At 70.7% G+C, this 23,363-nt stretch carries 20 protein-coding genes and 1 pseudogene; 6 read left to right on the top strand and 15 right to left on the bottom strand.

Features of this window, described 5'->3' with window-relative positions:
• Window positions 1–175: 175 nt before the first annotated feature.
• Entirely contained in the window at window positions 176–1,657 is a 1,482-nt protein-coding gene (locus NAG42_RS29590) for a mannitol dehydrogenase family protein (protein WP_250035147.1), read from the top strand.
• Here the strand turns inward: NAG42_RS29590 and NAG42_RS29585 are convergent.
• The 4 genes and pseudogenes from NAG42_RS29585 to NAG42_RS29570 all read right to left on the bottom strand — a co-directional run.
• Entirely contained in the window at window positions 1,643–2,335 is a 693-nt protein-coding gene (locus NAG42_RS29585) for a phosphatase PAP2 family protein (RefSeq protein ID WP_250035146.1), read from the bottom strand. The genes NAG42_RS29590 and NAG42_RS29585 overlap by 15 nt on opposite strands.
• A 31-nt stretch (window positions 2,336–2,366) precedes the next feature.
• Entirely contained in the window at window positions 2,367–3,059 is a 693-nt protein-coding gene (locus tag NAG42_RS29580; RefSeq protein WP_250035145.1) for a phosphatase PAP2 family protein, read from the bottom strand.
• A gap of 23 nt (window positions 3,060–3,082) precedes the next feature.
• Entirely contained in the window at window positions 3,083–3,799 is a 717-nt protein-coding gene (locus NAG42_RS29575) for a redoxin domain-containing protein (RefSeq protein ID WP_250035144.1), read from the bottom strand.
• A 244-nt stretch (window positions 3,800–4,043) separates the two neighbouring features.
• Window positions 4,044–5,504 (bottom strand): annotated as a pseudogene (locus NAG42_RS29570) (MFS transporter); the annotation flags it as partial.
• A gap of 136 nt (window positions 5,505–5,640) precedes the next feature.
• Between NAG42_RS29570 and NAG42_RS29565 the strand changes: the two are divergent.
• The gene (locus NAG42_RS29565) at window positions 5,641–6,126 is read left to right on the top strand and encodes a CGNR zinc finger domain-containing protein (RefSeq protein ID WP_250035141.1); all 486 of its coding nucleotides are present in this window, start codon (window positions 5,641–5,643) and stop codon (window positions 6,124–6,126) included.
• Here the strand turns inward: NAG42_RS29565 and NAG42_RS29560 are convergent.
• The 6 genes from NAG42_RS29560 to NAG42_RS29535 form a co-directional block, all read right to left on the bottom strand.
• The gene (locus NAG42_RS29560) at window positions 6,114–7,442 is read right to left on the bottom strand and encodes a family 4 glycosyl hydrolase (protein ID WP_250035140.1); all 1,329 of its coding nucleotides are present in this window, start codon (window positions 7,440–7,442) and stop codon (window positions 6,114–6,116) included. The genes NAG42_RS29565 and NAG42_RS29560 overlap by 13 nt on opposite strands.
• Window positions 7,432–8,457 carry a carbohydrate kinase family protein gene (locus NAG42_RS29555; RefSeq protein ID WP_250035139.1) on the bottom strand — a complete coding sequence of 342 codons (1,026 nt, stop codon included), beginning with the start codon at window positions 8,455–8,457 and terminating at the stop codon, window positions 7,432–7,434. The genes NAG42_RS29560 and NAG42_RS29555 overlap by 11 nt, the downstream gene beginning before the upstream one ends.
• A gap of 70 nt (window positions 8,458–8,527) precedes the next feature.
• Window positions 8,528–10,759, bottom strand: coding sequence for an alpha-xylosidase (yicI, locus tag NAG42_RS29550; RefSeq protein ID WP_250035138.1), 2,232 nt, complete (start codon window positions 10,757–10,759; stop codon window positions 8,528–8,530).
• A 10-nt stretch (window positions 10,760–10,769) separates the two neighbouring features.
• Window positions 10,770–11,651 carry a carbohydrate ABC transporter permease gene (locus NAG42_RS29545; RefSeq protein WP_250035137.1) on the bottom strand — a complete coding sequence of 294 codons (882 nt, stop codon included), beginning with the start codon at window positions 11,649–11,651 and terminating at the stop codon, window positions 10,770–10,772.
• On the bottom strand, window positions 11,648–12,529 hold the full coding sequence (locus tag NAG42_RS29540) for a carbohydrate ABC transporter permease (RefSeq protein ID WP_250035136.1): 882 nt from the start codon (window positions 12,527–12,529) through the stop codon (window positions 11,648–11,650). Before NAG42_RS29540 ends, NAG42_RS29545 begins: the two co-directional genes overlap by 4 nt.
• Before the next feature lie 53 nt (window positions 12,530–12,582).
• A complete protein-coding gene (locus tag NAG42_RS29535; RefSeq protein ID WP_250035135.1) occupies window positions 12,583–13,896 on the bottom strand; it encodes an ABC transporter substrate-binding protein in 1,314 nt (437 codons plus the stop codon).
• A gap of 243 nt (window positions 13,897–14,139) precedes the next feature.
• Between NAG42_RS29535 and NAG42_RS29530 the strand changes: the two genes are divergently transcribed.
• On the top strand, window positions 14,140–14,784 hold the full coding sequence (locus tag NAG42_RS29530) for a hypothetical protein (RefSeq protein ID WP_250035134.1): 645 nt from the start codon (window positions 14,140–14,142) through the stop codon (window positions 14,782–14,784).
• Window positions 14,785–14,919: 135 nt separating this feature from the next.
• Here the strand turns inward: NAG42_RS29530 and NAG42_RS29525 are convergent, their stop codons facing one another.
• The 3 genes from NAG42_RS29525 to NAG42_RS29515 all read right to left on the bottom strand — a co-directional run bounded on the left by NAG42_RS29525 (window position 14,920) and on the right by NAG42_RS29515 (window position 18,605).
• Window positions 14,920–16,101: an acyltransferase family protein gene (locus tag NAG42_RS29525; protein WP_250035133.1), complete on the bottom strand. Its 1,182-nt coding sequence runs from the start codon at window positions 16,099–16,101 to the stop codon at window positions 14,920–14,922.
• An 87-nt stretch (window positions 16,102–16,188) separates the two neighbouring features.
• Window positions 16,189–17,916 carry a sensor histidine kinase gene (locus NAG42_RS29520; RefSeq protein WP_250035132.1) on the bottom strand — a complete coding sequence of 576 codons (1,728 nt, stop codon included), beginning with the start codon at window positions 17,914–17,916 and terminating at the stop codon, window positions 16,189–16,191.
• Window positions 17,913–18,605, bottom strand: coding sequence for a response regulator (locus NAG42_RS29515; RefSeq protein WP_250035131.1), 693 nt, complete (start codon window positions 18,603–18,605; stop codon window positions 17,913–17,915). Before NAG42_RS29515 ends, NAG42_RS29520 begins: the two co-directional genes overlap by 4 nt.
• A gap of 118 nt (window positions 18,606–18,723) precedes the next feature.
• Here NAG42_RS29515 and NAG42_RS29510 point away from each other — a divergent pair, with 118 nt between their 5' ends.
• Entirely contained in the window at window positions 18,724–19,143 is a 420-nt protein-coding gene (locus NAG42_RS29510) for a GNAT family N-acetyltransferase (protein WP_250035130.1), read from the top strand.
• On the opposite strand, the gene helR is transcribed toward NAG42_RS29510, so the two are convergent.
• Window positions 19,087–21,249, bottom strand: coding sequence for an RNA polymerase recycling motor ATPase HelR (gene helR, locus NAG42_RS29505; RefSeq protein WP_250035129.1), 2,163 nt, complete (start codon window positions 21,247–21,249; stop codon window positions 19,087–19,089). The genes NAG42_RS29510 and helR overlap by 57 nt on opposite strands.
• A gap of 63 nt (window positions 21,250–21,312) precedes the next feature.
• On the opposite strand from helR, the gene NAG42_RS29500 reads away from it, so the two are divergent.
• Together NAG42_RS29500 and NAG42_RS29495 are read left to right on the top strand one after the other, a co-directional pair.
• Entirely contained in the window at window positions 21,313–21,789 is a 477-nt protein-coding gene (locus tag NAG42_RS29500; RefSeq protein ID WP_250035128.1) for a helix-turn-helix transcriptional regulator, read from the top strand.
• Window positions 21,790–21,799: 10 nt separating this feature from the next.
• Window positions 21,800–22,210, top strand: coding sequence for a VOC family protein (locus tag NAG42_RS29495; protein WP_250035127.1), 411 nt, complete (start codon window positions 21,800–21,802; stop codon window positions 22,208–22,210).
• Here NAG42_RS29495 and NAG42_RS29490 read toward each other — a convergent pair.
• Window positions 22,194–23,210, bottom strand: coding sequence for a LacI family DNA-binding transcriptional regulator (locus NAG42_RS29490; RefSeq protein ID WP_250035126.1), 1,017 nt, complete (start codon window positions 23,208–23,210; stop codon window positions 22,194–22,196). The genes NAG42_RS29495 and NAG42_RS29490 overlap by 17 nt on opposite strands.
• Between the last annotated feature and the right edge of the window lie 153 nt (window positions 23,211–23,363).

Here is a 23,363-nt window from a genome sequence, read left to right as displayed (position 1 = left end):
TCAAGGAGGCAAGCTCGGTCATCGGATTCCCGGTGTGGCGGGCGGTGCTCCGCGCACCGGCGCGGCCGGCGTGCCCGCCGCGGGCACAAGATCCTCATGCTCGGTCGCCGGTGACCGGGACGAACCAATGCGATGCTGTGGGTGATCCTGCGAACCATCGGGAGGACGAACCACGATGCTGCCCCTCAACGCCGAGACCCTGCCCCAGCTCCCCGCCGACCTCGCCGTCCCCTCGTACGATCGCGGTGCCCTGCGCACCGGGATCGTCCACTTCGGGGTGGGCGGTTTCCACCGAGCCCATCAGGCGATGTATCTGGACCGCCTGATGAACGAGGGCAAGGCCCTCGACTGGGCGATCTGCGGGGTCGGGGTGATGCCGGCCGACCGGCGAATGCAGCAGGTGCTCGACGCGCAGGACGGCCTCTACACGCTGGTGGTCAAGAGCCCGGACGGCACGCTCGACGCCCGGGTGATCGGCTCGATCAAGGAGTACCTGTTCGCGCCGGACGACCCGGACGCCGTGATCGAGAAGATGGCCTCGCCCGAGATCCGGATCGTGTCGCTGACCGTCACCGAGGGCGGCTACAACTTCAACGCGGTCACCGGCGAGTTCATGGCCGACAACAAGGACGTCCAGCACGACCTGTCGCTGCCCAACCAGCCGCGGACGACCTTCGGCCTGATCACCGCGGCGATCGAGCGCCGCCGCGAGCGCGGCCTGCCGGCCTTCACGATCATGAGCTGCGACAACATCCAGGGCAACGGCGACGCGGCCCGCAAGAGCTTCGTCGCGTTCGCCTCGCTGCGCGACCCCGACCTGGGCGCCTACGTCGAGGAGAACGTCCGCTTCCCCAACAGCATGGTCGACCGCATCACCCCGGTGACGACCGACGACGACCGCGACGAGGTGCGCAAGCACTACGGCGTCGACGACGGCTGGCCCGTGGTGTGCGAGCCGTTCACCCAGTGGGCGCTGGAGGACAGCTTCGGCGACGGCCGCCCCGCCTGGGAGGACGCCGGCGTGCAGGTGGTGCCCGACGTCGAGCCGTACGAGCTGATGAAGCTGCGCCTGCTCAACGCCTCACACCAGGCGCTGTGCTACTTCGGCTACCTGTCCGGCTACCGCCTGGTGCACGACGTGGCCCGCGACCCGGCTTTCGCCGCGTTCCTGCTCGCCTACATGAAGCGCGAGGCCGAGCCGACGCTGGAGCCGGTGCCCGGCATCGACCTGGACGAATACCAGCACCAGCTGATCGAGCGCTTCTCGAACGCCCAGGTCAAGGACACGGTGGCCCGCCTGTGCGCGGAGAGCTCCGACCGCATCCCGAAATGGCTGCTCCCGGTCATCCGGCACAACCTGGAGACGGGCGGCGAGATCCGGCTGGCCACCGCGGTGGTGGCCTCGTGGGCCCGCTACGACGAAGGTGTCGACGAGCAGGGCCGGCCCATCGAGATCGTCGACCGCCTGCGCGACCGGCTCAACGCCGCGGCCCTGCGTCAGCGCGACAACCCGACCGCGTTCCTCGAGGACCGCGACCTGTTCGGCGACCTCGTCGACAACGAGCGCTTCGTCGCGGCGTACACCGCGGTCCTGGCCGCCCTGCACGACCGCGGTGCGAAAGCGACGCTCGACGCCGTGATGTCAGGAAGCCTTTAGCCGCGCCGTGCGGAACCGGGCCGGGACAGCCCAGTCGACGGCCCGGTTCAGCACCTCGCGGGCCATGATGGCGACACAGGTGATGCCGTTGAGGAACGACGCGGTGACGTCGGTCGGGTGGTGCATGCCGCGGTAGAGCCGGGCGAACGCGACCCCGATCGGCACCAGGACGAGCAGCCAGGCCAGGCGCTTGGCCCAGGCGCGGCGCAGCAGCGTGAAGAGCAGGAAGGCCAGGCCGACGTAGAGGGCGACCGCGGCCGAGGTGTGGCCGGACGGGAAGCTCGACGTGGGCGGCGAGTCGTCCATCCGGTGCACCCCCGGGCGCTCCCGGTCGATCACCAGGGTGGTGAAGAAGAAGACCAGCGCCTGCGCGGTGACGCCCAGCATCAGATAGAGCGGCTCGCGCCACGAGTGCAGCTTGAGGTAGAGGATCGCGGCGGCCACGCCGGTGACCGCGATGATGACCGGGGTGCTGCCGATCAGGCTGACGATCTCGCTGATGACGTTCAGCGGTCCGTCCCGGTTCGTCTCGAGGGTGCGGTTGACGTCGTCCTCGGCGGTGAGCGGCCACGCCTGGTCAGCCACCCGGGTCACCAGCAGACCGAGGCCGACCATCCCCGCGAAGAGGATGGTCACCGGGAGGAGCAGGCGCTTGGCAACTTGCGCGATCAACGGCATGTCGGCGCTGTCTACCCAATCACGCCGATCATTACTCTCCCGCTGAGCGCGCTCCCACCAGGTCGAGCCGGCGGCGGCGCCGGCGACGGGCGGCGAAGGCGGTCGCCGTGCCGGCCGCCACGAAGAGGCCGAGAAGCCAGCCGGCCAGCACATCACTGAGGAAATGCACGCCCAGCCCGATCCGGAAGGCGCCCGTGATCACCGGGATGGCGATCCCGGCGACCAGCAGCGCCGTGCGGTGGCGGACCCGCGGCAGCAGCACCGCCAGCAGGACCGCGGCGCCGAGCGCGTTGTTCAGCGCGTGCCCGGACGGGAACGAATAGCCGACCGCCGTGGCCACCGGGTCGAGGAACGACGGGCGATCCCGTTCGAAGATCACCTTGAGCACCACACCGAGCAGGCCGCCCGCGGTCATCGTGATGCCCACCCACCACGCGAGGGAGCGGGCGCCCTGCCGGACCAGCCAGATCACCAGCGCCAGCGCGGCGGCCCGCCACATCCACGGGTCGAAGGCCAGGCACCAGGCCCACATGAAATCGACCAGCCCCGGGCGGCCCGACGAGAAGGCGTGCACGGCCACGCTGACGTCCTCGTCGAGCCGGTGCAACCAGTCGACCCCGCCGACCACCATGGCCGCGATCACGGTGAACGGCACCAGCAGCACGACGGCGCCCGCGGCGGTCACCGCGAGCCGCACCTCGAGCGCGTGCTGTTCATCCTGCATCGGCGGTAGCTATACCCGGAGATTCACCTCTGATACACGCTTCGTTCACCGAGCGCCTCCACGGCGGCCAGGATGAGCGCGGGCTCGGCCAGGGCGGCACCGTCGGGGCGTACGTCGGCGAACCGCACCACCCCGGCCCGATCGACGACGACCACGGCCGGGAAGGGCAGCACCGAACGCCGGGCGCCCAGCAGCACGTCGGCCCCCGGCGCGTGGAAGCCCAGGTTGAAGGCGTCGATCAACTGGTGGCGCGGGTCGGCCGCCACGAAGTAGCTCAGGTGGTGCCGTCGTTTGAGTTCGGCCAGGCGGCCGGGGATCTGCGGGCTGACCGCGACCAGGTGAGCGTCCGTCCCGGCCAGGGCGGGCACCAGCCGGCGCTCATAGCCGGCCAGCGCGGCATCGGCTTGCGCGCTCGACGCGTACGGGAAGAAGACGAGCACGATCGGGCCGGTCATCCGCAGGCGGTCGAGGTGGATCGGGCCCAGATCGGCCTCGAGCAACGTCACGGAGGGCAACCGGGCGCCCGGCTTGACGATGCGGCCCCAGATGTCGTCACGGTCGAGGACGTTCGGCGGCCGGCCGGCGAATCGGCCGGCGCCGCCGCGCACCGGTCTCGCCGTCGCCTTCTCGACGGCGCGGACCGTCGTAAAGGCACCGGCCGGTGAGCCGGAGAGCGCGGCCCCTTCCCGTGCCCGATGCCGTTCGTGGGCCGGCTGGGCACTGTGCGCGGCTGTGGTCATCGCCTCCACCTCCTCCTAAGCTCTACTAAACCGATAGGAGATAGAGCCTACGGGAACGGCGGGACGACGGCCACAGAGGGCGGGGGGACGCTCATCACTCCCGGTTGCCCGGCGCCGGCTCGGGGCCGGCACTCACCGACGCGAGCGGCTCGACCATATCGGACGGATTGTCGCTCAGCTCGCCGGCACCCGCCTCGTTGCGCTGCGGCGCGACCGGCTCGCCGGCGCCCGGGGCGATCGGCCACAGGGTCCGGAAGGCGAGCACCGCGGCCACCGCCACCAGCCCGGCGGCCACCAGCGAGACCAGGGCAAAGGCCATCCCGTACGCGTTGTCGGCCCGGTCCAGCAGGGCCGCTCCGGCCGAAGCCGGCAACCGGCCCGCCGCCGCGGCCGCGTCCATCAACGTCCCGTCCGCCGGCAGCCCCGGGACCCCCGACATCCCGCCGCGGTAGGCCGCCACCACGACCGACCCCAGCACCGCGATGCCGACGGCCCCGCCCAGCTCGGCCCCGGTCTCGGTGACGGCCGCGGCCATACCGGCGCGCGACGAGCGTACGGAGGAAACCACAAGATCAGTGGTGAGCGTGTAGACCGGCGCGAGCCCCGCCCCACCGACGACCATCCCGGTCACCAACGCCGGCAACCCGCCACCGAACGCGGCCAGCGCCATGATCGCGTGCCCCGACGCCATCACGACGGCACCGGCCGCGACCACCCGGCCGGCCGGGAACCAGCGCACCAGCACCGGCCCGAGCAGCGACGCCAGCAGGAACGCGCCCACCGACGGCAACGCCCACAGTCCGGCCCGCAGCGGCGACAGGTCGAGCACGATCTGCAGGTACATGACGATCGCGAGCTGGGTGCCGTAGAGCACGAAGAACGAGAGCGCGTTGGCGGCCAGCGCGACCCGCACCCGGACGTCGCCGAACATGCTCAGGTCGAGCAGCGGCCGCGGGATCCGCCGTTGCCGCCGCAGGAAGAGAGCGAACGCGCCCCCGCCGGCCAGGATGGCCAGGAACGGCACGGCCTGCCAGCCCTCGGCGGCGAGGCGCTTGACCCCGTACACGAAGATCAGCACCGCCACCAGGCTGAGCACCGCGCCGCCCAGGTCGAAGCCGCGGGCGCTGCTGTCGCGGGCCTCAGGCAGCAGCGCCGGCCCGGCCAGGACGAGCAGCACGGTCGCGGGCACGGCCAGCAGGAACACCGAGCCCCACCAGAAGTGCTCGAGCAGCACCCCGCCGATCAAGGGCGCGGCCAGGCCGCCGAGCGAGAACGAGGCACTCCAGACGCCGAGCGCGATCCCCCGCTGTCGCGCGTCGGCGAACATCGCCCGGATCAGCGCCAGCGTCGACGGCATCAGCGACGCCCCGGCCAGGCCCATCAGCACGCGGGCGGCGATCAGCAACTCGGGGCTGGTGGCAAAGGCGGCCAGCAGCGACGACAGGGCGAACCCGACCGCCCCGGCCAGCAGGAGCCGGCGCCGCCCGATGCGGTCGCCGAGGACCCCCATGGCGATCAGTGCCCCGGCCACCACGAAGACGTAGCTGTCCATGATCCAGAGCAGCTGAACCGCGCTGGGCCGCAGGTCGGTCGCCAGCTGCGGCGCCGCCATGTTGAGCACCTCGGCGTCCAGCGACACCAGCAGGCAGGGCAGGGCCAGCACGGCCAGCCCCACCCATTCCCGGGCGCCGGCAGTCGCTCGCATGATCCACTCCCCTTCGTAACGCTATGAATTCCTTCATCACGTTACGGCCGACAACCAGCCGACGCAACGTGAAAACCCGTCTCATGGCGTTACGCTGGAATCCGGCCGGACAACCCCCGACGGGCGGAGGTGCACCGTGGACGTCGTCACCATGGAGATCACCGAGGTGGTGACCCTGGTCAACGAGTGGGGCACCGAGCCGTGCCGGGTCGACGGCCGCGCCCCTCGCCCGGGCCCCGAGCTGACCACGCTGGCCGACGAGCTGCACCCGATCTTCGTCACGACCGACCCCGCGACCAGGGCCCGGCTGGTCACCGGATTGTTGCGGCTCACCGGCGTACGCCCGGAGCTGTCCCCCGAGCAGGCCCCGACCTGGTCGGTCGACGACCCCACCCAGTCGACGCGAGCCGCCGCCGCCCTGGCCCTGCGCCATCACCTGACCGAACACCCCGGCCGCCTGGGCCTGTGCGCCGACGACCAGTGCGCCGACGTCTACGTCGACGCCTCCCCCGCCGGCAAGCGTCGCTTCTGCTGCCTCACCTGCCAGAACCGGGCCCGAGCAGCCGCCTTCCGCCGCCGCAAGGCCCAGCTCGGAGAGACCAGCCGAGATCAGCTCAGATAGTCGAGCTCGCGGAAGCGGGCCTGATAGGCGGTGATGAGCCGCCGCGCCGCCTGGACCGAGTCGATCAGCGGATGCGCGGCCATGGCTCGCACCGCCACCGCCCGCGACCCCGTCGCGGCCGCCGTCAGCACGCCCCGGTCGGCCGCCTTGATGCGCTTGACCAGCTCGACCCCGTGCCCCGGCAGACCCGCGGAGGGCAGCGGCCGCGGGCCGGCGCCGTCGACTGTGCACGGCACCTCGACCACCGCGTCGTCGTCGAGCTCGGGCAGTGTGCCGCGGTTGCGGACGTTCAGGATCAGCTGCGTGGGCCGGTTGCCGGCGATCGCCAGCATCAGGGCCAGCGCCACGTCCTCGTATCCGCCGCCCTCGGCGTCGTCGCGCTCGCCGAGACCCTCCATCGCCATGTAGGTCGCGTCGCGCTGACGACGGGCGGCGTCCCAGGCCGCCAGCGGGGAGGCCGCCGACTTGAGCTCGGCGTAACACTCCTGCTGCTGACGCAGGAGGTATTCGCCGCGGGTCTCGTCGGCCGCCAGCTCGGCCCGGATCAGGGACGCGTGGTCGTAGTAATAGTGCAGGTATTCGTTCGGGACGGCGCCCAGCGCCTGGATCCGGGACGCCCCGAAGAGCCGGCCCTCCTCGAAGGACTCGACTGCCGCCGGGTCGGCCAGCAGCCGCGGGAGCAGATCCTCGTCGCCCTGCCGGACCGCGGTCAGCCAGCCCAGGTGGTTGAGCCCGGCGTAGTCGGCCTCGAACGACCCGGGGGCGAGCCCGAGCGCCCGCCCGACACGCCGGGCCAGGGCCGACGGCGAGTCGCAGATGCCGATCACGCGGTCGCCGACATGGGCCGCCATCGCCTCGGTTACCAGACCGGCCGGGTTGGTGAAGTTGATGACCCAGGCGTCCGGCGCGACCAGGCTGATCCGCCGGGCGATGGCCTGCACGACGGGCACCGTCCGCAACCCGTACGCGATGCCGCCCGCCCCGACCGTCTCCTGCCCGAGCAGGCCCTCGGCCAGCGCCACCCGCTCGTCGATCACCCGGCCCTCGAGCCCGTGCACCCGGATCGCGTTGAACACGAAGCCGGCCCCGGTCAGGGCCTCGGTCAGATCGGTCGTCAGCTCCACCGACGGCGCCCGCCCCGGCCCGGCCGCGGCGGCCTGGGCCCGCAGGACCCCGCCGATCGCGGTCAGCCGGGCCGCGTCGACGTCGTGCAGCACCACCGAGCCGATCGGGGAGTCGCCGCCCAGCAACGCGCCGTAGACCAGGGGCACCCGGAACCCGCCGCCGCCCAGGATGACCAGTCGTTCAGTGCGCATGAGCGTCCGAGAGCCGGGCGATCGTGGCGCCGGCGCGGCGCACCGTGCGCTGCTCGCCGCCGGGGATGACGTCGTCGAGGAAGGCATATCGCCCGGCGAGCTCCGACGAGCGGGCCACCCGCCACCAGTCGGCGATGTCGCCCCAGCCCGGCGCCGACAGCGACCCGCCGAAGTGCTGCACCGAGAGCGCGGCGATCAGGTTGGCGAAGGCCAGGCTCTGCGCCAGCGGCCAGTCGCGCAGGCTGCCGAGGATGAACCCGGCCGTGAAGACGTCGCCCGCGCCGGTCGGGTCGAGGGCCGGCACGGGCACGGCGGGGACGTGCACGGTCTCGCCGGTGCGCGCGTCGTGGGCCAGAACCCCGTCGCCGCCGCAGGTCACCACGACGACCGGGGCCAGCCCCGCCAGCTTCCGCAGGGCCGCCGCGGGCGTCGCGGCCCTCGTGTACTGCATCGCCTCGACCGCGTTGGGCACGAAGGCGTGGCAGTCCTCCAGCATGTCGAGCACCTCGGCCGGCCACTCGGCGCTGGCGTCCCAGCCCACGTCGGCGAAGACCAGCGTCCCCGCCTCGCGGGCCCGGCGCACCCAGGGCAGCCGGTCCTTGGTCAGCGACACCGAGGCAGCCCGGCAGGTCGGCAGCCCGCCGACCAGCCCGTCGGCGTTGAGCGGCAACGGGTGGCCGTGCGTGATCATGCTGCGGTCGCGGTCGGAGGCGAGCGACACGGTCACCGGTGAGTGGCCCTCGATGCGGCGGGACGCGTCCAGATCGATGTTCTCCTGAGCGCAGAGGATCTCGGCGCAGAAGTCCCCGTACGCGTCGGTGGCCAGCGCCGTGCCGAGGCCGGTCCGCAGGCCGAGCCGCGACGCCGCGACAGCCAGGTTGGCGATGCCGCCCGGGCAGGAGCCCATGCCCGAGGCCCACACCTCGGTGCCGGGCTCGGGCAACCCCTCGAGGCCGGTGAAGATGATGTCGAGGTAGACGACGCCTGGGACGAACAGGTCCAGTGCCGGGGTCATCTCGAGATCCTATGTCGCCGACCGGGTGGTGGGGCCCGCTGACCAGGGTGGCGAGCCCCACCTTGCCGGTCTAGCCGGCGACCCAGGTCGCGTCGCCGGCGCCGAGTTCGGCCGACGGGCCGCCGGCGATCTCGACCCGCCACGGCCGGGCGGCGCCCTCCCGCTCGATCCGGATCGCCGTGCCGTCGCGGGTCACCGTGAAGGTGCTCTCCCCCACCCGGACCACCGTGCTGCCCTCGGCCGGCTCGAAGAGACGCAGCGTGACGCCGTCGGCGTACGGGTAATCGGGCCGGTCGGTGCGGTTGCCGACCGGGATGACCGCGCCCGGCCGGACCAGCAGCGGCACACTGCCGAAGCCGTGCGTCTCGTGCACCCAGCCCGGCCCCTCGACGACCTCGCCGGTCAGGTAGCGGGTCCAGCGGCCGGCGGGCACGTAGTAGCTGACCTCGCCTTCCTCGCTGAACACCGGCGCCACGAGCAGATCGCCGCCGAGCAGGTACTGCCGGTCGACGTAGGTCACCGCCGGGTCGTCCGGGAAACCGAGGACCATCGGCCGCATCACCGGAAGACCCTGCTCATGAGCCTGCCGGGCGGCTTCCCAGAGGTACGGCATGAGGCTGTACTTGAGGTGCGTGAACGACCGCAGCACCTCGACCGACTCGTCGTCGAACAGCCACGGCACCCGGTAGGAGTGGTTGCCGTGCAGCCGGCTGTGCGACGAGAGCAGCCCGAAGGCGATCCACCGCTTGAACACGGCCGGGTCGGGCCGCCCCTCGAAACCGCCGATGTCGTGGCTCCAGAAGCCGAAACCGGAACTCATCAGCGACAGGCCACCGCGCAGGCTCTCGGCCATCGACTCGTAGGTGGCCGAGTTGTCGCCGCCCCAGTGCACCGGGAACTGCTGGCCGCCGACGGTGGCCGACCGCGCGAACAGCACCGCCTCGCCCTCGCCCCGAGCCTCTCTCAGGACGTCGAACACCACCTGGTTGTAGAGCTGCGTGTAGTAGTTGTGCATCCGCTCCGGGTCCGACCCGTCGTGCCACACCACGTCGGTCGGCACCCGTTCGCCGAAGTCCGACTTGAAGGCGTCGACGCCCATCTCGACCAGCACCGCGAGCTTGGCCGCGTACCACTCGCGCGCGGCCGGGTTGGTGAAGTCGACCAGCGCCATGCCGGCCTGCCACTTGTCCCACTGCCAGACGTCGCCGTCGGCCTTTTTGAGCAGGTAGCCCTTCTCGACGCCCTCGCGGAACATCGCCGACCGCTGGGCGATGTACGGGTTGATCCACAGGCACGTCCGCAGGCCCCGGTCGTGCAGGCGCTTCAGCATGCCCGGCGGGTCCGGGAAGATCGCCGGGTCCCACTCGAAGTCGCACCAGTGGAACTCGCGCATCCAGAACGTGTCGAAGTGGAACACGCTCAGCGGCAGGTCACGCTCGGCCATCCCGTCGACGAACGAGGTGACCGTCTCCTCGTCGTACGGGGTGGTGAAGCTCGTGGTCAGCCAGAGCCCGAAGGACCAGGCCGGGGGCAGCGCCGGACGACCGGTCAGCGCCGTGTACTTGCGCAGGATGTCGGCCGGGGTCGGGCCGTGGATCACCAGGTACGACAGGGTCTGCCCGGCCACGCTGAACTGGGTGCGCGACACCATCTCGCTGGCCACCTCGAAGGACACCTTGCCCGGGTGGTCGACCAGCACGCCGTAGCCCCGGTTGGTCAGGAAGAACGGCACATTCTTGTACGCCAGCTCGCTGCTGGTGCCACCGTCCTCGTTCCAGATGTCGACGCTCTGGCCGTTCTTGACCAACGGCCCGAAGCGCTCGCCCAGCCCGTAGACGGCCTCGCCCACCCCGAGGTCGAGCTGCTCGTGCACGTAGTGCTCACCGTCGGCCGCGTCGACGACGCCCATGCCGCGCCAGCCGGTGCCGGTGAGCCGCTTGCCGCCGGCGGTGAAGTCGAGACCCCACTGCTCGCCCTCGCGGAAGCGGGCGGTCAGCGACCCCGACGTCAGCGAGGCACCGTCGATCGTGACCGGGTGATCCTCTTCGGCGATCGCGAAGTTCGGGCCCTTGGGCACTCCGCCCAGGAAGTGGCCCAGCGTCACCCGGATGACGTCCGGCGCGGGCGACGAGAGCTTGATCGTGATCAGCGGCGTGTCGAGGGTGTCCGACCGGCTGCGAACCGGCTTCGTCGCGGCGTACGCGGTCAGGGTCTTCTCGTCGGCCTGGCTGTCCCGCAGCTGGACCGGATGCAGGACGGTGAAGCCCTTGCGCTTGAGCCAGTACCCATCGGTGAACTTCATGAGAGTCCCTTTACTTGATCGCGCCGGCAGTGATGCCGCGAGTCAACGTGCGCTGGAAGACGAGGAAGAAGATCAGGGCGGGCAGGATGCCGATCAGGCCCGAGGCGCTGGTCATGGTCGCGTCCATGAGGCGGTCGCCCTGCAGCACGCCCAGGGCCACCGGCACGGTCTGGTTGTCGTTGGACACCAGGAAGACCAGCGGCAGGAAGAACTCGTTCCAGGTCCAGATGAAGAAGAACGTGAACAGCACGCCCAGCGTGGGACGGCTGACCGGGACGACGACGCTCCACAGGGTGCGCACCTTGCCCGCGCCGTCGACGTCCGCGGCGTCCAGCAGCTCGGTCGGGAACTCCTGGTAGACCGAGGTCAGCAGGTACGTACCGAAAGCGGCCTGGATGACCGTGAAGATGATGACGATCGAGATCAGGCTGTCGTAGAGGTGCACCTCTTTGGACAGGAAGTACAGCGGGTAGACCAGCACCTCCTGCGGCAGCAGGTTGGCCACCAGGAAGAACACCAGGAACCAGAGCCGGCCCTTCACCTTGCCGATGCCCAGGGCGTACGCGTTGAGGACCGACAGCACCACGCCGAGGACCGCCACCACGAAGCTGGTGACGAAGCTGTTCCAGAGCTTCTGGCCGAAGCTCACCCGGTTCCAGAAGTCGACGATGCCGTCCCAGTAGAGGTGGGTGGGCAGTGACAGCGGGCCGCCGCCGGCATAGTCGGCCGGGCTCTTGACCGCGTTGATCGCGATGATCAGCAGCGGGGCGATGACGATCAGCAGCAGCGCGAGCAGGGCGGCGAGGATGACGAAGCGCAGCGGATTCGACCGTTTGGCCGCGCGGACCTCGGCGGCCGGCTCGGCGGGGGCCCGATTTGCCGTGAGAGTCATCGCGACACGCTCCGATTCTGCAGGCGCAGGAAGACGAAGGACAACACGATGATCAGCACGGTGAGCACCGTCGAGATCGCCGAGCCATAACCGACCTGGGCCTTCTCGAAGAAGTTCTTGTAGGCGAAGTAGCTCGGTACCAGGGTGGCGTTGCTCGGCCCGCCGCCGGTGAGCACGAAGATCGGCCCGAAGATCTTGAGCGCGGAGATCGTCGTGGTCACCAGCACCACGTAGAACTCGGGCCGGATCAGATAGACGGTGATCTTGCGGAAGCGCTGCCACCAGCTGGCGCCGTCCAGGTCGGCCGCCTCGTAGAGCTCGGGGTCGACCCGCTGCAGCCCGGCCATGAACATGACGATCGGGTAGCCCAGCTGGACCCAGATCATGATGCCCATGACGCTGTAGAGCGCCGAGCCCGGCTCACCGAGCCAGTTGTGGGCCAGCCCGCCCAGCCCGACCGAGTCGAGGATCCGGTTGAGCGCGCCGTAGTCGGGGTGCAGGATCCAGCCCCAGAGGATGCCGGTGACCGCGACCGGGATGATCTGCGGCAGATAGAACCCGGACCGGAACAGCGAGGCCCAGCGGTTGCTGAACTTCTTGGCCACGTAGTCGAACAGCACCGCGGCCAGGAAGAGGCCCAGCAGCGTCGGCACCACGGCCATGGCCAGGATGAGCAGCAGGATGTTGCTGAACGAGCCCCAGAAGAGTGAGTCCTCGAACAGCCGGGTGTAGTTGTCGAAGCCGATCCAGCGTTGCTCGCCGACCCCGTTCCACTTGGTGAAGCTCGTCCAGACGGTCATCACCAGCGGCACGACGATCACCAGGACGCTCGCCAGCACGCCCGGGACGAGGAAGACCCAGTAGCCCTTACGCCTCATGTTTGCCCCTTTCCGCGGGCCGGCGGAGAGTCGCCCCTCCGCCGGCGTCCGGGTCACTTGCCGAGGTCCGCGAGGTTCTCGTCGTACGGCTTCTGGATCTCGCTGAGCACCGCGTCGGGCGTCTTGGAGCCGTTGATCAGGCCCTGCACGCCGGCCACGAGCACGTCGTAGTAGCCGGGGGCCGGCCAGTCCGGGTAGAACGCCAGCCCGTCCTCACCCGACACCTTGTTGAAGTTCTCGATCAGTTCCTTGTTCTTGGGGTCGGTGATCGACGCGACGTCGGCCGCGACCGGCACCCCGCCGTTGTTACCGAGCAGCGCCTGGATCTCCGGCTTCATGGTGATGTCGATGAAGTCGTACGCCAGGGCCTTGGCCTTGCTCTTTTCCGGTACGACCCACAGGTTGCCGCTGGAGCCGGGGTGCAGCTTGTTGCCCGGGAAGAGGAAGGTCCCCCACTCGAAGTTCTTGATCTCGTTGACGAACCGGCCGTACCACCAGGAGCCGGAGATCATGATGGGGAACTTGCCCTGGCTGAACGAGACGCCCATGTCCTCGGCCTTGATGCCGGCCGAGTTCTTGGCGATGTAGCCCTTGTCGACCCATTCCTTGAAGGTCTGGGCGCCATAGGTGAGCTGCGGGCCCTTGAAGTCGACCTTGTTCTTGTAGAGCTGGTAGTCGTCGACCCAGGCCCGGTCGGCCTTGGACAGCGCCAGCGTGTAGAGGATCTGCTGGGCCGGGTATTCGGCGCCACCGACGGCCAGCGGGGTGACCTTGTTCTGCACGAACGTGTCCATCACCTTGGTGAACTCGTCGAGCGTGGTCGGGACCTGCAGGTTGTACTTCTTGAAGAGGTCCTTGTTGTAGTAGACCTCGACGTACTCGGCGTAGTTGGGGACGCCGAAGGTCTTGCCCGAGCCCATGATGCCGTCGTCGTCGTATTTCGTGGTGGTCTGCAGGCTCGAGTTGAGGGCCTTGTCCCAGCCGCGCTTGCTCGACTCCTCGGTGAGGTCGGTGAGCAGGCCCTGCTTGGACAGCAGGCCGGCGGTGGCGTTGCCCTTGTTGTACTCCATGATGTCCGGCGCGCTGTCGGAGTTGAGGATCATCTGGGCGTTCTGCTGGATCTGCTCGAAGCCCTTCTCCTCGAACTTGACCTCGACGCCCGGGTGGGAGCTCTTGAACTCCTCGATGGCCTTGTTCCAGGCGATGCCCATGGCGCTGGTCGGGCCCTCGTAGTGCCAGAGCGTCAAGGTCTTGGCGTCGGCCCCCTCCTCGGACGAGGAGTCCCCCGAGCCGCCACAGGCGGCGAGGGCGAGCGAGGCGGCAAGCAAGAGGGCGCCGGCCGAGAGGCCGGCTCGCGATCGAATCATGTCTGTTCGTCCTCCGGGAGGGGTCCGTCGAAGCGCTTCGACAATCGGCCGGGGAAAGCTACCGGCGCATTCGTCGAAGCGCTTCGACGCGGGACTTTGACAGGACGCTAGGCTCCGCCGCACACAGATGTCAACGGTGTGACGAAGACATTTCCAAGACCGAGATCAACCCGCCCGCGCCGCAACCGACGGCCGCACCGGCGCGTCCAACCTCCCGACCGCGCCGGCCGAGAAGGGTGCCCCATGAAGCCACCGCCCACCCACCACACGATGCCGTTCCTGCTGGCCACACGCGCCCCGGCCACGCGCGCAGTGGCCAGCCCCGCACTCGCCACCCGCGCCCCCGCCACCCGCGCACTGGCCGCCCGCGCACTGGCCACCGGCGCACTGGCCATCGCCGCGCTCGCCGCCTGCGCCGGGCCGGCCGCCGACTCGCCCGGCGCGACCGCCCCCTCAGCCGCGCCCCGCTCCTCGGCCGACGCACCGCCGCTCGACCCCAGTTTCGGCGCACGCCCGCGCGCCGGCTCGACCGAGGGGCCCAGCACCACGCTCAGCCCCGGCCAAGGCCTGCCCGACGCCGTCGACTGCGGGACCTTCGACCTCGGGAAGCGCGACACCCTCCCCGGCGACGCAGCCCGATGCTTCGTCGACGCCGCCCAGGCCGGCCACCCCGCACGGCTGGCGGTCACCAGGCTCAGTGTCGAGGGTGACCCCATCCCGGTCACCTACACCGCGGGCGCCGACGGCCACACCCGAGTCGTCACCGACCACCGCCAGGACAACTTCGGCTCGAAGAACATCACCCAGCAGACCTGCCAGGGCCCGTCACCCACGGCGCACGCCATCGCCTTCGCACGGTGCACGCAACCAGTCCCGACCGGCGGTTGACCGAACCCGCCCCCTCTCCGGGGCACCGCCATCCTATCGAACACATGTTCTAAGACGCAACGAGGGGCGGCAGCCAAGGAGAGAGGGGGTGGGGAAAGAAGCGTGTCACCAGCAGCAAACGAATGATCGATCCGATCAACGGGGTGGGACGCGAATGGGATGGGCCGGGGCACTGAGGTCGAGGTCGGCGGCCATGGCACGATCGTTGGGTCTCGATGAGCTTGTCGAGCACTGGACGTCTCTGGACGACGAGCGGGAGCCGGTCGGCCCGGTGGCGATCAGGCGGCGCAACGCCGGCCCGAGCGGCCGTTCCACCAGGCGGTGGACCAGCCAGGCGGCGACGAGCAGCACCAGGATGGCGCCGGCGACCAGCAGCGGCACCGGGAGACCGGTGCGGTCGTAGGCGTACCGGACCATCGTGTAGCCGATGCGCGGGTGCAGCAGATAGAACGGGTACGACACGGCCCCGGCCACCGCCAGCCAGCGCCGGCGCCAGCGGTCGGTGTGCCCGAGCGCGATCACCAGCAGCACCGCGAACCCGAGCGTGATGATCAGCAACCCGGGCCCGACCGGCACCGGGAAGCCGGGGTTCGCGAACAGCACACGCTCCCGCACGCGGACCAGGCTGATCACCCACGACGCGGCGAGCAGCAACCCCAGCGGCAGGGTCATCCCGTACCGGCGGATCAGGTAGAACGTCATGCCGGCCACGAAGTACGGCGCGAACTGCGGCATGACCAGCTCCGCGAGCGGCACCCCGGCCGGTACGACGACGGAGGCGGCCAGCCAGCCGACGCCGAGCGCGAGCACGCGGCCACGGGTCAGGCCCAGCGCGATCACGACCGTGAACAGCAGGTAGAAGCGCAACTCGTACCAGAGCGTCCAGTAGATGGTGTCGACGTAGGGCACGTTCAGCGGCGCGGCGAGCATGGTGAGGTTGACGGCCACGTCACCGCCGGTCAGGCCGTGCGGCAGGGGGATGCCCTCGGTGAGCGGGAACCAGGTCATCACGGCCGCGGTGATCAGCACGCACGCCCAGAACGCCGGGTAGAGCCGGCCGGCCCGGGAGGCGAGGAAGGCGCGCGGGCTCCGGTCCCAGCCGCTCAGGCAGATGACGAAGCCGCTGATCATGAAGAACACCTCCACGCCGAGGAAGCCGTAGATCAGCACCGAGGTCACCGGCTGCGGCAGATACGTGCTGGTCGGCCGTACGCCGTCCAACGACCAGGCCATGCCGAGATGATGGGCGGCCACCACCAGCGCGCACAGCAGCCGCAGCCCGTCCAGGGCCAGCAGGCGATCCTTCGTCGCAGCCATGATCGGCCGCCTCCTGTCTGTTTCCGCGCAGGGTCCATCGCCGCGAGTGGCGGAGCCACCGACGGTGCGGAAGGGGGAAACGGTGGGTCAGGCCCGGGCGGGCAGGCGGATGGTGAAGGTGCTGCCGTGGCCGGCACGGCTGGTCACGGTGACGGTGCCGCCGTGCGCGCCGACGAGGTCGCGGACGATGGCCAGGCCGAGGCCGCTGCCGCCGGTATGCCGGCTGCGGGACCGGTCCGCGCGCCAGAAGCGGGTGAAGACGTGCGGCAGATCGTCCTCGCTGATCCCGTCGCCGGTGTCGACGACTTCGATCACCAGGTCTTCGCCGTCGAGACGGGAGCGGACGGTCACGGTGGCGCCCGGCGGGGAGTGCCGGACCGCGTTGGAGAGCAGGTTGCCGACGGCCTGGCGGATCCGGAGCGGGTCTAGCATCACCTCGGGATCGCCGGCCGGTTCGGTAACGATCGTGACGTCGGAGGAGCGGCTGCGGTGCACGGCGGCGACCTGGTCCAGCACCTCGTTGACGTAGACCAGCTCCGGGTGCAGGCGCAGCCGCCCGGCGTCAGCCGCGGCGAGGTCGCGCAGGTCGTCGATGATGTGCTGGAGCACGTCGGCCTCATCGACGAGCAGATCCAGCAGCTCGGGGCCGGGGTCCGCCACACCGTCCCGGGCGGCCTGCAGCCAGGCACGGATGTTGGTCAGCGGCGTGCCGAGCTCGTGCGCGATGTCGTTGACCATCGCCTGCCGCTGCCGTTCGCCGGCCTCCCGTCGCTCGGTCAGGTCGTTGAACGCGGTGGTGAGCCGGCCGATCTCGTCCCGGCCCCGGATCGGCAGGCGGGCCGCGCCCTGCTCCGCGGCTCGGGTGAGCGCGCGCAGCGGCCGGGACATCCGCACCCCGACCACCAGCGTGATCGCGACGGCGACCGCCAGCACCAGCGCCGAGACGCCGGCGATCCGCAGCGTGCTGGCCCGGGAGAGGTCGAAGACCGGGCCGGTCACCGACGCCGCGTCGTGGATGTGGAGGATCGCGCGCGGGGCCACGTACGGCCGGAGCTGCATCCGGAGGGCATCGTCGATGCAGGTCCGCGGGTCCGACCCCGCAGGGGCCCCGGTCCAGGTGAAGCCGAGCAGCACGGTGACCGTGCCGTCCCCCAGGCAGGCGTTGGTGAGGGTGGTCAGTGCGTCCAGCGCCCGCTGCTCGGTGGCGGTGGGGACGTCGGCGCCGGTCTCGCGCGCGCAGCCGGCCAGCTGAGCGTCCGAGGCGTCGTCCGAGTTCAGCGTCGGCCGGCCGCCGGTCTCCCGGGAGACCCATGCGTCGAGGCCCTTGTCGAGCAGGCACGACTCTGCCGCCAGCGCGCGCGCGGAGACGGTCGCCAATTCGGCCTCGGTGAGCCGGTACGGACCGACCGCGCGCCAGTCGATACCGCGCCCGGCCGGGTCGGGCGAGAGGTAGCCCTCGAGGTAGAGCGGGTCGACCAGCGCCGACCGCCGGGCCGGCCGGACCGTCGACGTCTCCGAGCCGGCCAGGAACTCGCCGTCCGGATCGGACAGCGAGATCGGCCGGCCGGTCCGCGCGGCGAGTTCGACGAGCAGCGGCCGCACCGCGGACCAGTCGGTGTGCGTCGCGGCGTAGGCGACGACCTCGTCGTAGATCATCTCCTCGCCGTCGGAGATCCCGTTGTACTGCGCCTGCACGGTCGCGCGCGTGCTCTGCGCCGCGAGCCACGCGGTGGCCGTCACGGCGCACAGCATGACCACCAGCGAGAGGCCCAGCAGCCGCGCGACCAGGCTGCGGTGCGGCGGGACGCGCGTCACCGCGAGCCGTCCGTGAGCTTGTAGCCGACGCCGTAGACGGTCAGCAGGTAGGCCGGGCGGCGCGGATTCGGCTCGATCTTGCGGCGCAGCCGCACGACATGCATGTCGACCGTACGGTCGGTGGCCGCGGCCTCGAAGCCACGGGTCCGCTCCAGCAGCTGCGCGCGCGTGAACACCCGGTCCGGCGCGGCCGCCATCGCGGCCAGGATCTCGAACTCACCGGGCGTACAGTCCGCCCGGCGCCCACCGCTGGTCACGTGCCGGTCCCGGACGTCGACCACGATCTCGCCGACCCGCAGCGCGGAATCCGGCTCGGCCGGCGCCCACTGGGTGCGGCGCAGCATCGTGCGGACCCGGGCCATCAACTCCCGCGGGTTGTACGGCTTGATCAGGTAGTCGTCCGCACCCACGTCCAGTCCGCGGAGCAGGTCGTCCTCGTCGCGCCGGGCGGTCAGCATCAGCACCGGCACGTTGCTCTCCCGGCGCAGCACCCGGCAGACCTCGACGCCGTTCAGCTGCGGCATCATCACGTCCAGGATGAGCAGGTCCGGCCGGGTCAGCCGAGCCTGCTCGATCGCATCCCGGCCGCCGTGCACGACCGAGGCGCGATACCCGCTCGCCTCCAGATACCGCCGGACCACCTCGGCCTGCCGGGCGTCATCCTCAGCGACCAGCACATGAGCATTCACAGCAGCGACTATAGGTAGCCGGGACCCGGCCGCAGCCGATCATGACAATGCCGATACAACCGACCCACGCCCAGGTCAGCATGGGTCCGGTCACGCATCATTGCCTACACTCCGGTGCATGATCGTGCGAAGGGGTGGCTCGGCGGATGTGGCGACGCTGGCGGAGCTGCGCGGCATCGGCGAGGATCAGCGCGCGACGTTCGCGAGCTGGATGGCGGCTCACGCCGGCACGCACCTGCCGTTCGTCGCCGAGGTCGACGGGCAGGTGGTCGGCGCCGCCTGGCTGCTTGTCGCGGAACGGGTGCCCGGCGAGGACTCGATGCGGCGGCGATACGGCGACGTCCAGTCGGTCCTGGTTCGTGAGGAGCACCGCGGCCACGGTCTCGGCGCCGCCCTCATGGCCGCGATCCTGGCCGAGGCCGGCGCCCGCGAGCTGTTGCACGTGACTGTCCACTCCGGCCGCCGCGCCGTGGATTTCTATCTACGCAACGGATTCAGCCACCACCGCCAGATCCTGCTCTGGGAACCGCCGGCCTGACGAGGTCAGGATCACGAGCTGCTGGGTGGCCCGGGTCATCGCGACATACCGGTCCACCGCGCCCTCGATGCCCTCGCCCCAGCCCTGCGGATCGACCAGCACGACCAGGTCGAACTCGAGGCCCTTGGCCAGCGTGGGCGTCAGCGACCGGACCCGGGGCCGCGGCGCGAACGACGGATCGCCGATCACACAAGCGATTCCCTCCTGGTGCGCAGCCAACCACCCGTCCAGGACCGCCGCCAGCTCCGCAGTGGAGCCATGACCGACAGGCACTCCACCGGAGCGGACCGAGACGGGCACGTTGGCGTCCGGCAGAACCGCGCGGATGACCGGCGCCGCCTCGTCCATCACTTCGGCCGGCGTACGGTAATTGATCGTCAACGACGTCAGGGTGACCCGGTCGAGGCCGATCCGCGACAGGCGTTGCGCCCACGACTCGGTGAAGCCGTGCCGGGCCTGGGCGCGGTCGCCGACGATGGTGAAACTGCGGGACGGGCAGCGTTGCAGCAGCATCTGCCACTCGGCATCGGTCAGCTCCTGCGCCTCGTCCACCACGACGTGCGCGAACGGCCCGGCCAGCCGGTCGGGGCCGGCCGTGGGCACGGCGGCGTCGTCGACCAGCACGTCGCGCAGGTCCTGCTGCACCAGCATCGACATCAGGCCTTCGCCGTCGTCGTACTCCCGCGACGCGATCAGGTCGTCCAGAACCCGGGCCATGCCCCGGCGCTGGGCGGCCACCGCGGCCTCCTGCTCGCGCCGGAGCCGCGGCGCCCCCGGGTCACCCACCCGGTGCCGCGCCGCGTCCAGCAACGGCAGGTCGGCCTCGGTCCAGGCGCGAGGATCCGTACGCTGCAAGGTCTTGATCTCCGACGCGGTGAGCCAGGGAGCGCACCGGTGCAGGTAGGCCGGCACCGACCACAGATCGGCGACGATGTCGGCCGGCTCGAGCAGGGGCCACGCGCGGTTGACGGCCGTGGTGAGTGCGGTGTTGCGCCGCAGCGACGACCGCAACAGGTCCGGCGGCTCCTCGCCCCGGTATTTCACCTCGAGGATCGTCAGCAGCTCCTCCCAGACCTCGTCGCGGCCCTCGTTGTGCGGCGTTCCCGGCCCGGGTGCCGCGAACGCCTCGGCCCAGTCCCGCGCGGTCAGCCGGATCTCGTCGTCGTCGACCTCGACGACCAGGCCGCGGGCCGGCGGCTCCTCGTAGAACCGGACGGCCGCCTCGATCGCCTTCACCAGCTCGGCCGACGACTTGAGCCGCGCCGCCTGCGGATCCTCGGCCGCGGTGGCAGTGAAGGGCACGAGGTCGCGCAGCGTGCACGTCTGTACTTCTTCCTCGCCCAGACTGGGGAGCACGTCCGAGACGTACGCGAGGTAGGGCTCGTGCGGACCGACGAAGAGCACGTGGCGCGGGTTGGCGTAGATCAGATAAGCCGTACGGTGCAACGCCACCACGGTCTTGCCGGTGCCCGGCCCGCCGTCCACCACGAGCGCCCCGTCCGACCCGGCCCGGATGATCGCGTCCTGGTCGGCCTGAATCGTTCCCAGCACGTCGCGCATCCGCGCCGACCGGTTGCTGCCCAGGCTCGCGATGAAGGCCGACTGGTCGTCGAGCGCGGCGTGCCCATCGAGCGCGTCGGGGGTGAAGACCTCGTCCCAGTAGTCGGTCACGCGGCCCCGGGTCCAGCGGTAGCGGCGGCGGCTGGCCAGGCCCATCGGGTTGGCGTGGGTCGCCCCGAAGAACGGCTCGGCCGCCGGTGACCGCCAGTCCACCAGCAGCCGCCGGCCGTCGCTGTCGGTCAGGCCGAAGCGACCGATGTAGACGGTGGAGTCCCCGGTCACCATCCGCCCGAGGCAGATGTCGAGGCGGTGGCGGCGCAGGGCGCGCAGGCGGGCGCTCGTCCGGCGGATCGCGTCGTCACGGTCCACGGCTTGGCGGCCCTTGCCCGCGGGCGCCCGGCGCTCGGTCTCGAGCCGGTCCTGGAGCTCGGCGATCGTCCTCTCGAGGCTCGCGGTGATGTCCGCGAAGTGTTTCTCGTCGCCGGCCACGAGCACTGGATCGGCTTTGGCGGCGAGGGCTGCAGGCAAGTCGAAAGCGCTGGTCACGCAGCGATTCTGCGGCAGCACCGGGGTCTTGCGGCAAGACCCGCCCTCTGTTATACGTTAAGTATGGCGAGAGGTGCGGATTCCCCTCCGTCAGCCCGAGAGGCCAAACACCAGCAACATCTCAAGGACCTCAGACTGCTTCGCCGGGTCCGCGACCGGATCGACCGTGACTACGCGCAGCCGCTCGACGTCGAGGCACTCGCCCGCGGTGTCAACGTGTCGGCCGGTCACCTGAGCCGCGAGTTCCGGGCGGCCTTCGGCGAGTCGCCGTACAGCTATCTGATGACCCGCCGCATCGAGCGCGCCATGGCCCTGCTGCGCCGCGGCGACCTGTCGGTGACCGACGTCTGCTTCGCGGTCGGGTGTTCGTCGCTGGGCACCTTCAGCACGCGGTTCTCCGAGCTGGTGGGCATGTCGCCCAGCGCCTACCGCCGGATGACGGCCGAGCAGGCGCAGGTCGCGGGCCTGCCCGGCTGCGTCGTCAAGCAGGCCACGAGACCGATCAGGAATCGAGAAGCGACGCCCGCACCCGGCCAATAGCGTGGTCGGCATGAACCTCACCATTCACAACACGTTCCTTCCGGCCGACGACCCCGAGGCCTCGCTGGCCTTCTGGCGCGACACGATGGGCTTCGAAGTGCGCAACGACGTCGGCTACGGCGACATGCGCTGGATCACCGTGGGGCCGCCCGGGCAGCCCCAGACCTCGATCGTCCTGCACCCGCCGACGGTCGACCCCGGACTGACCGACGACGAGAAGCGCACGATCACCGAGCTGATGGCCAAGGGCAGCTACGCGAGCATCGTGCTGAGCGCCCCGAACGTCGACGAGGCGTTCGAGCAGGTGCAGAAGAGCGGCGGCGACGTCGTGCAGGAGCCGATCGACCAGCCGTACGGGTTGCGCGACTGCGCGTTCCGCGACCCGGCCGGCAACATGGTCCGGATCAATCAGCAGCCGTAGCCGGCGGGGCCGAGCTCTTCCGTTCGACCAGGGTGGGTGGCAGCAGCCGGACGAGCTCGATCGACCGGCCGTCCAGCAGCCGCATCGCCGTCTCGACGGCCAGCCCACCCACGTCGTGGGCCGGGATGTCGACCGACGTCAGCGGGAGCGGCATGTTGAGGGCGACGTCCCGCGGGCAGATCGCCACCACGGAGATGTCCGCGGGGACCCGCCGCCCGGCGGTCTGCAGCTCCTCCAGCACCATGCGCAGGGCTTCCTCGTTGTGCACGACCAGCGCCGTCACGCCCGGCAACTGCGCGTCGATGTCGGCCAGGCAGGCGCGGACGCCCTCCCGGTCGGGCTCGCAGGGGTGGGTCATCGTCTCGAGGCCCAGCGTGGCCGAGGCGATGGTGAAACCGGTCAAAAACCTTTCCGCGTACGACGTACCCCGCTTGTAGACGGCCGGGGACGGACCGACGAGCGCCACCCGGCGGTGCCCGTGCCAGGCCAGGTGCCGCAGGGCCTCGGCCGCCGCCGCCTCGAAGTCGAGGTCGACACAGGCGATGCCGGCCGGATCCTCGGGCAGCCCGATCAGCACCGACGGCTGCTTGAGGGTCCGCAGGGCGGTCAGGCGCACGTCGTCGCGCTCGACGTCCATGACGATGAGCGCGTCGACCATGGTGCTGTGGGCGACCCGCTCCAAGCCGGCGGTGCCCTCGTCCTTGGTCAGCAGCAGGACGTCGTGGTTGTGGACGCGCGAGGCGGTCACCACGGCCGTCGCGAACTGCATGATGACCGGCACGTTGACGTCGGTACGAAGCGGCACGACCAGGGCCAGCACGTTCGTCTTGCTGCTGGCCAGCGCCCGCGCCCCCGCGTGCGGATGGAAGCCGAGCTCGGCGATCGCCGCCTGCACCCGCTCGCGGGTCCCCGCCGAGATCGGGCGGCGGCCGCTGAGAACGTAGGAAACCGTGCTCGGGGACACGCCGGCCGCCCGCGCCACATCGTTGATCGTCGCCATCCACCCTCCTCACGTCGTGTTCATCATCCGCTGTCCTCAGCGAGAGCCTACTGACGCCCCCGCTCATCGTCGAAGCGCTTCGACGGCGCCAGCGTCAACCATAGATTTCGATGAATTCGTTGTCCACCTCCGCCACCCACCCGGCGGGTAGCC

This window comes from Paractinoplanes maris (genome assembly GCF_023544465.1).
Taxonomy (GTDB): domain Bacteria; phylum Actinomycetota; class Actinomycetes; order Mycobacteriales; family Micromonosporaceae; genus Actinoplanes; species Actinoplanes maris.
The sequence above is the reverse complement of the archived record's forward strand: the minus strand, read 5'-3'. Positions and strand labels throughout refer to the sequence as shown.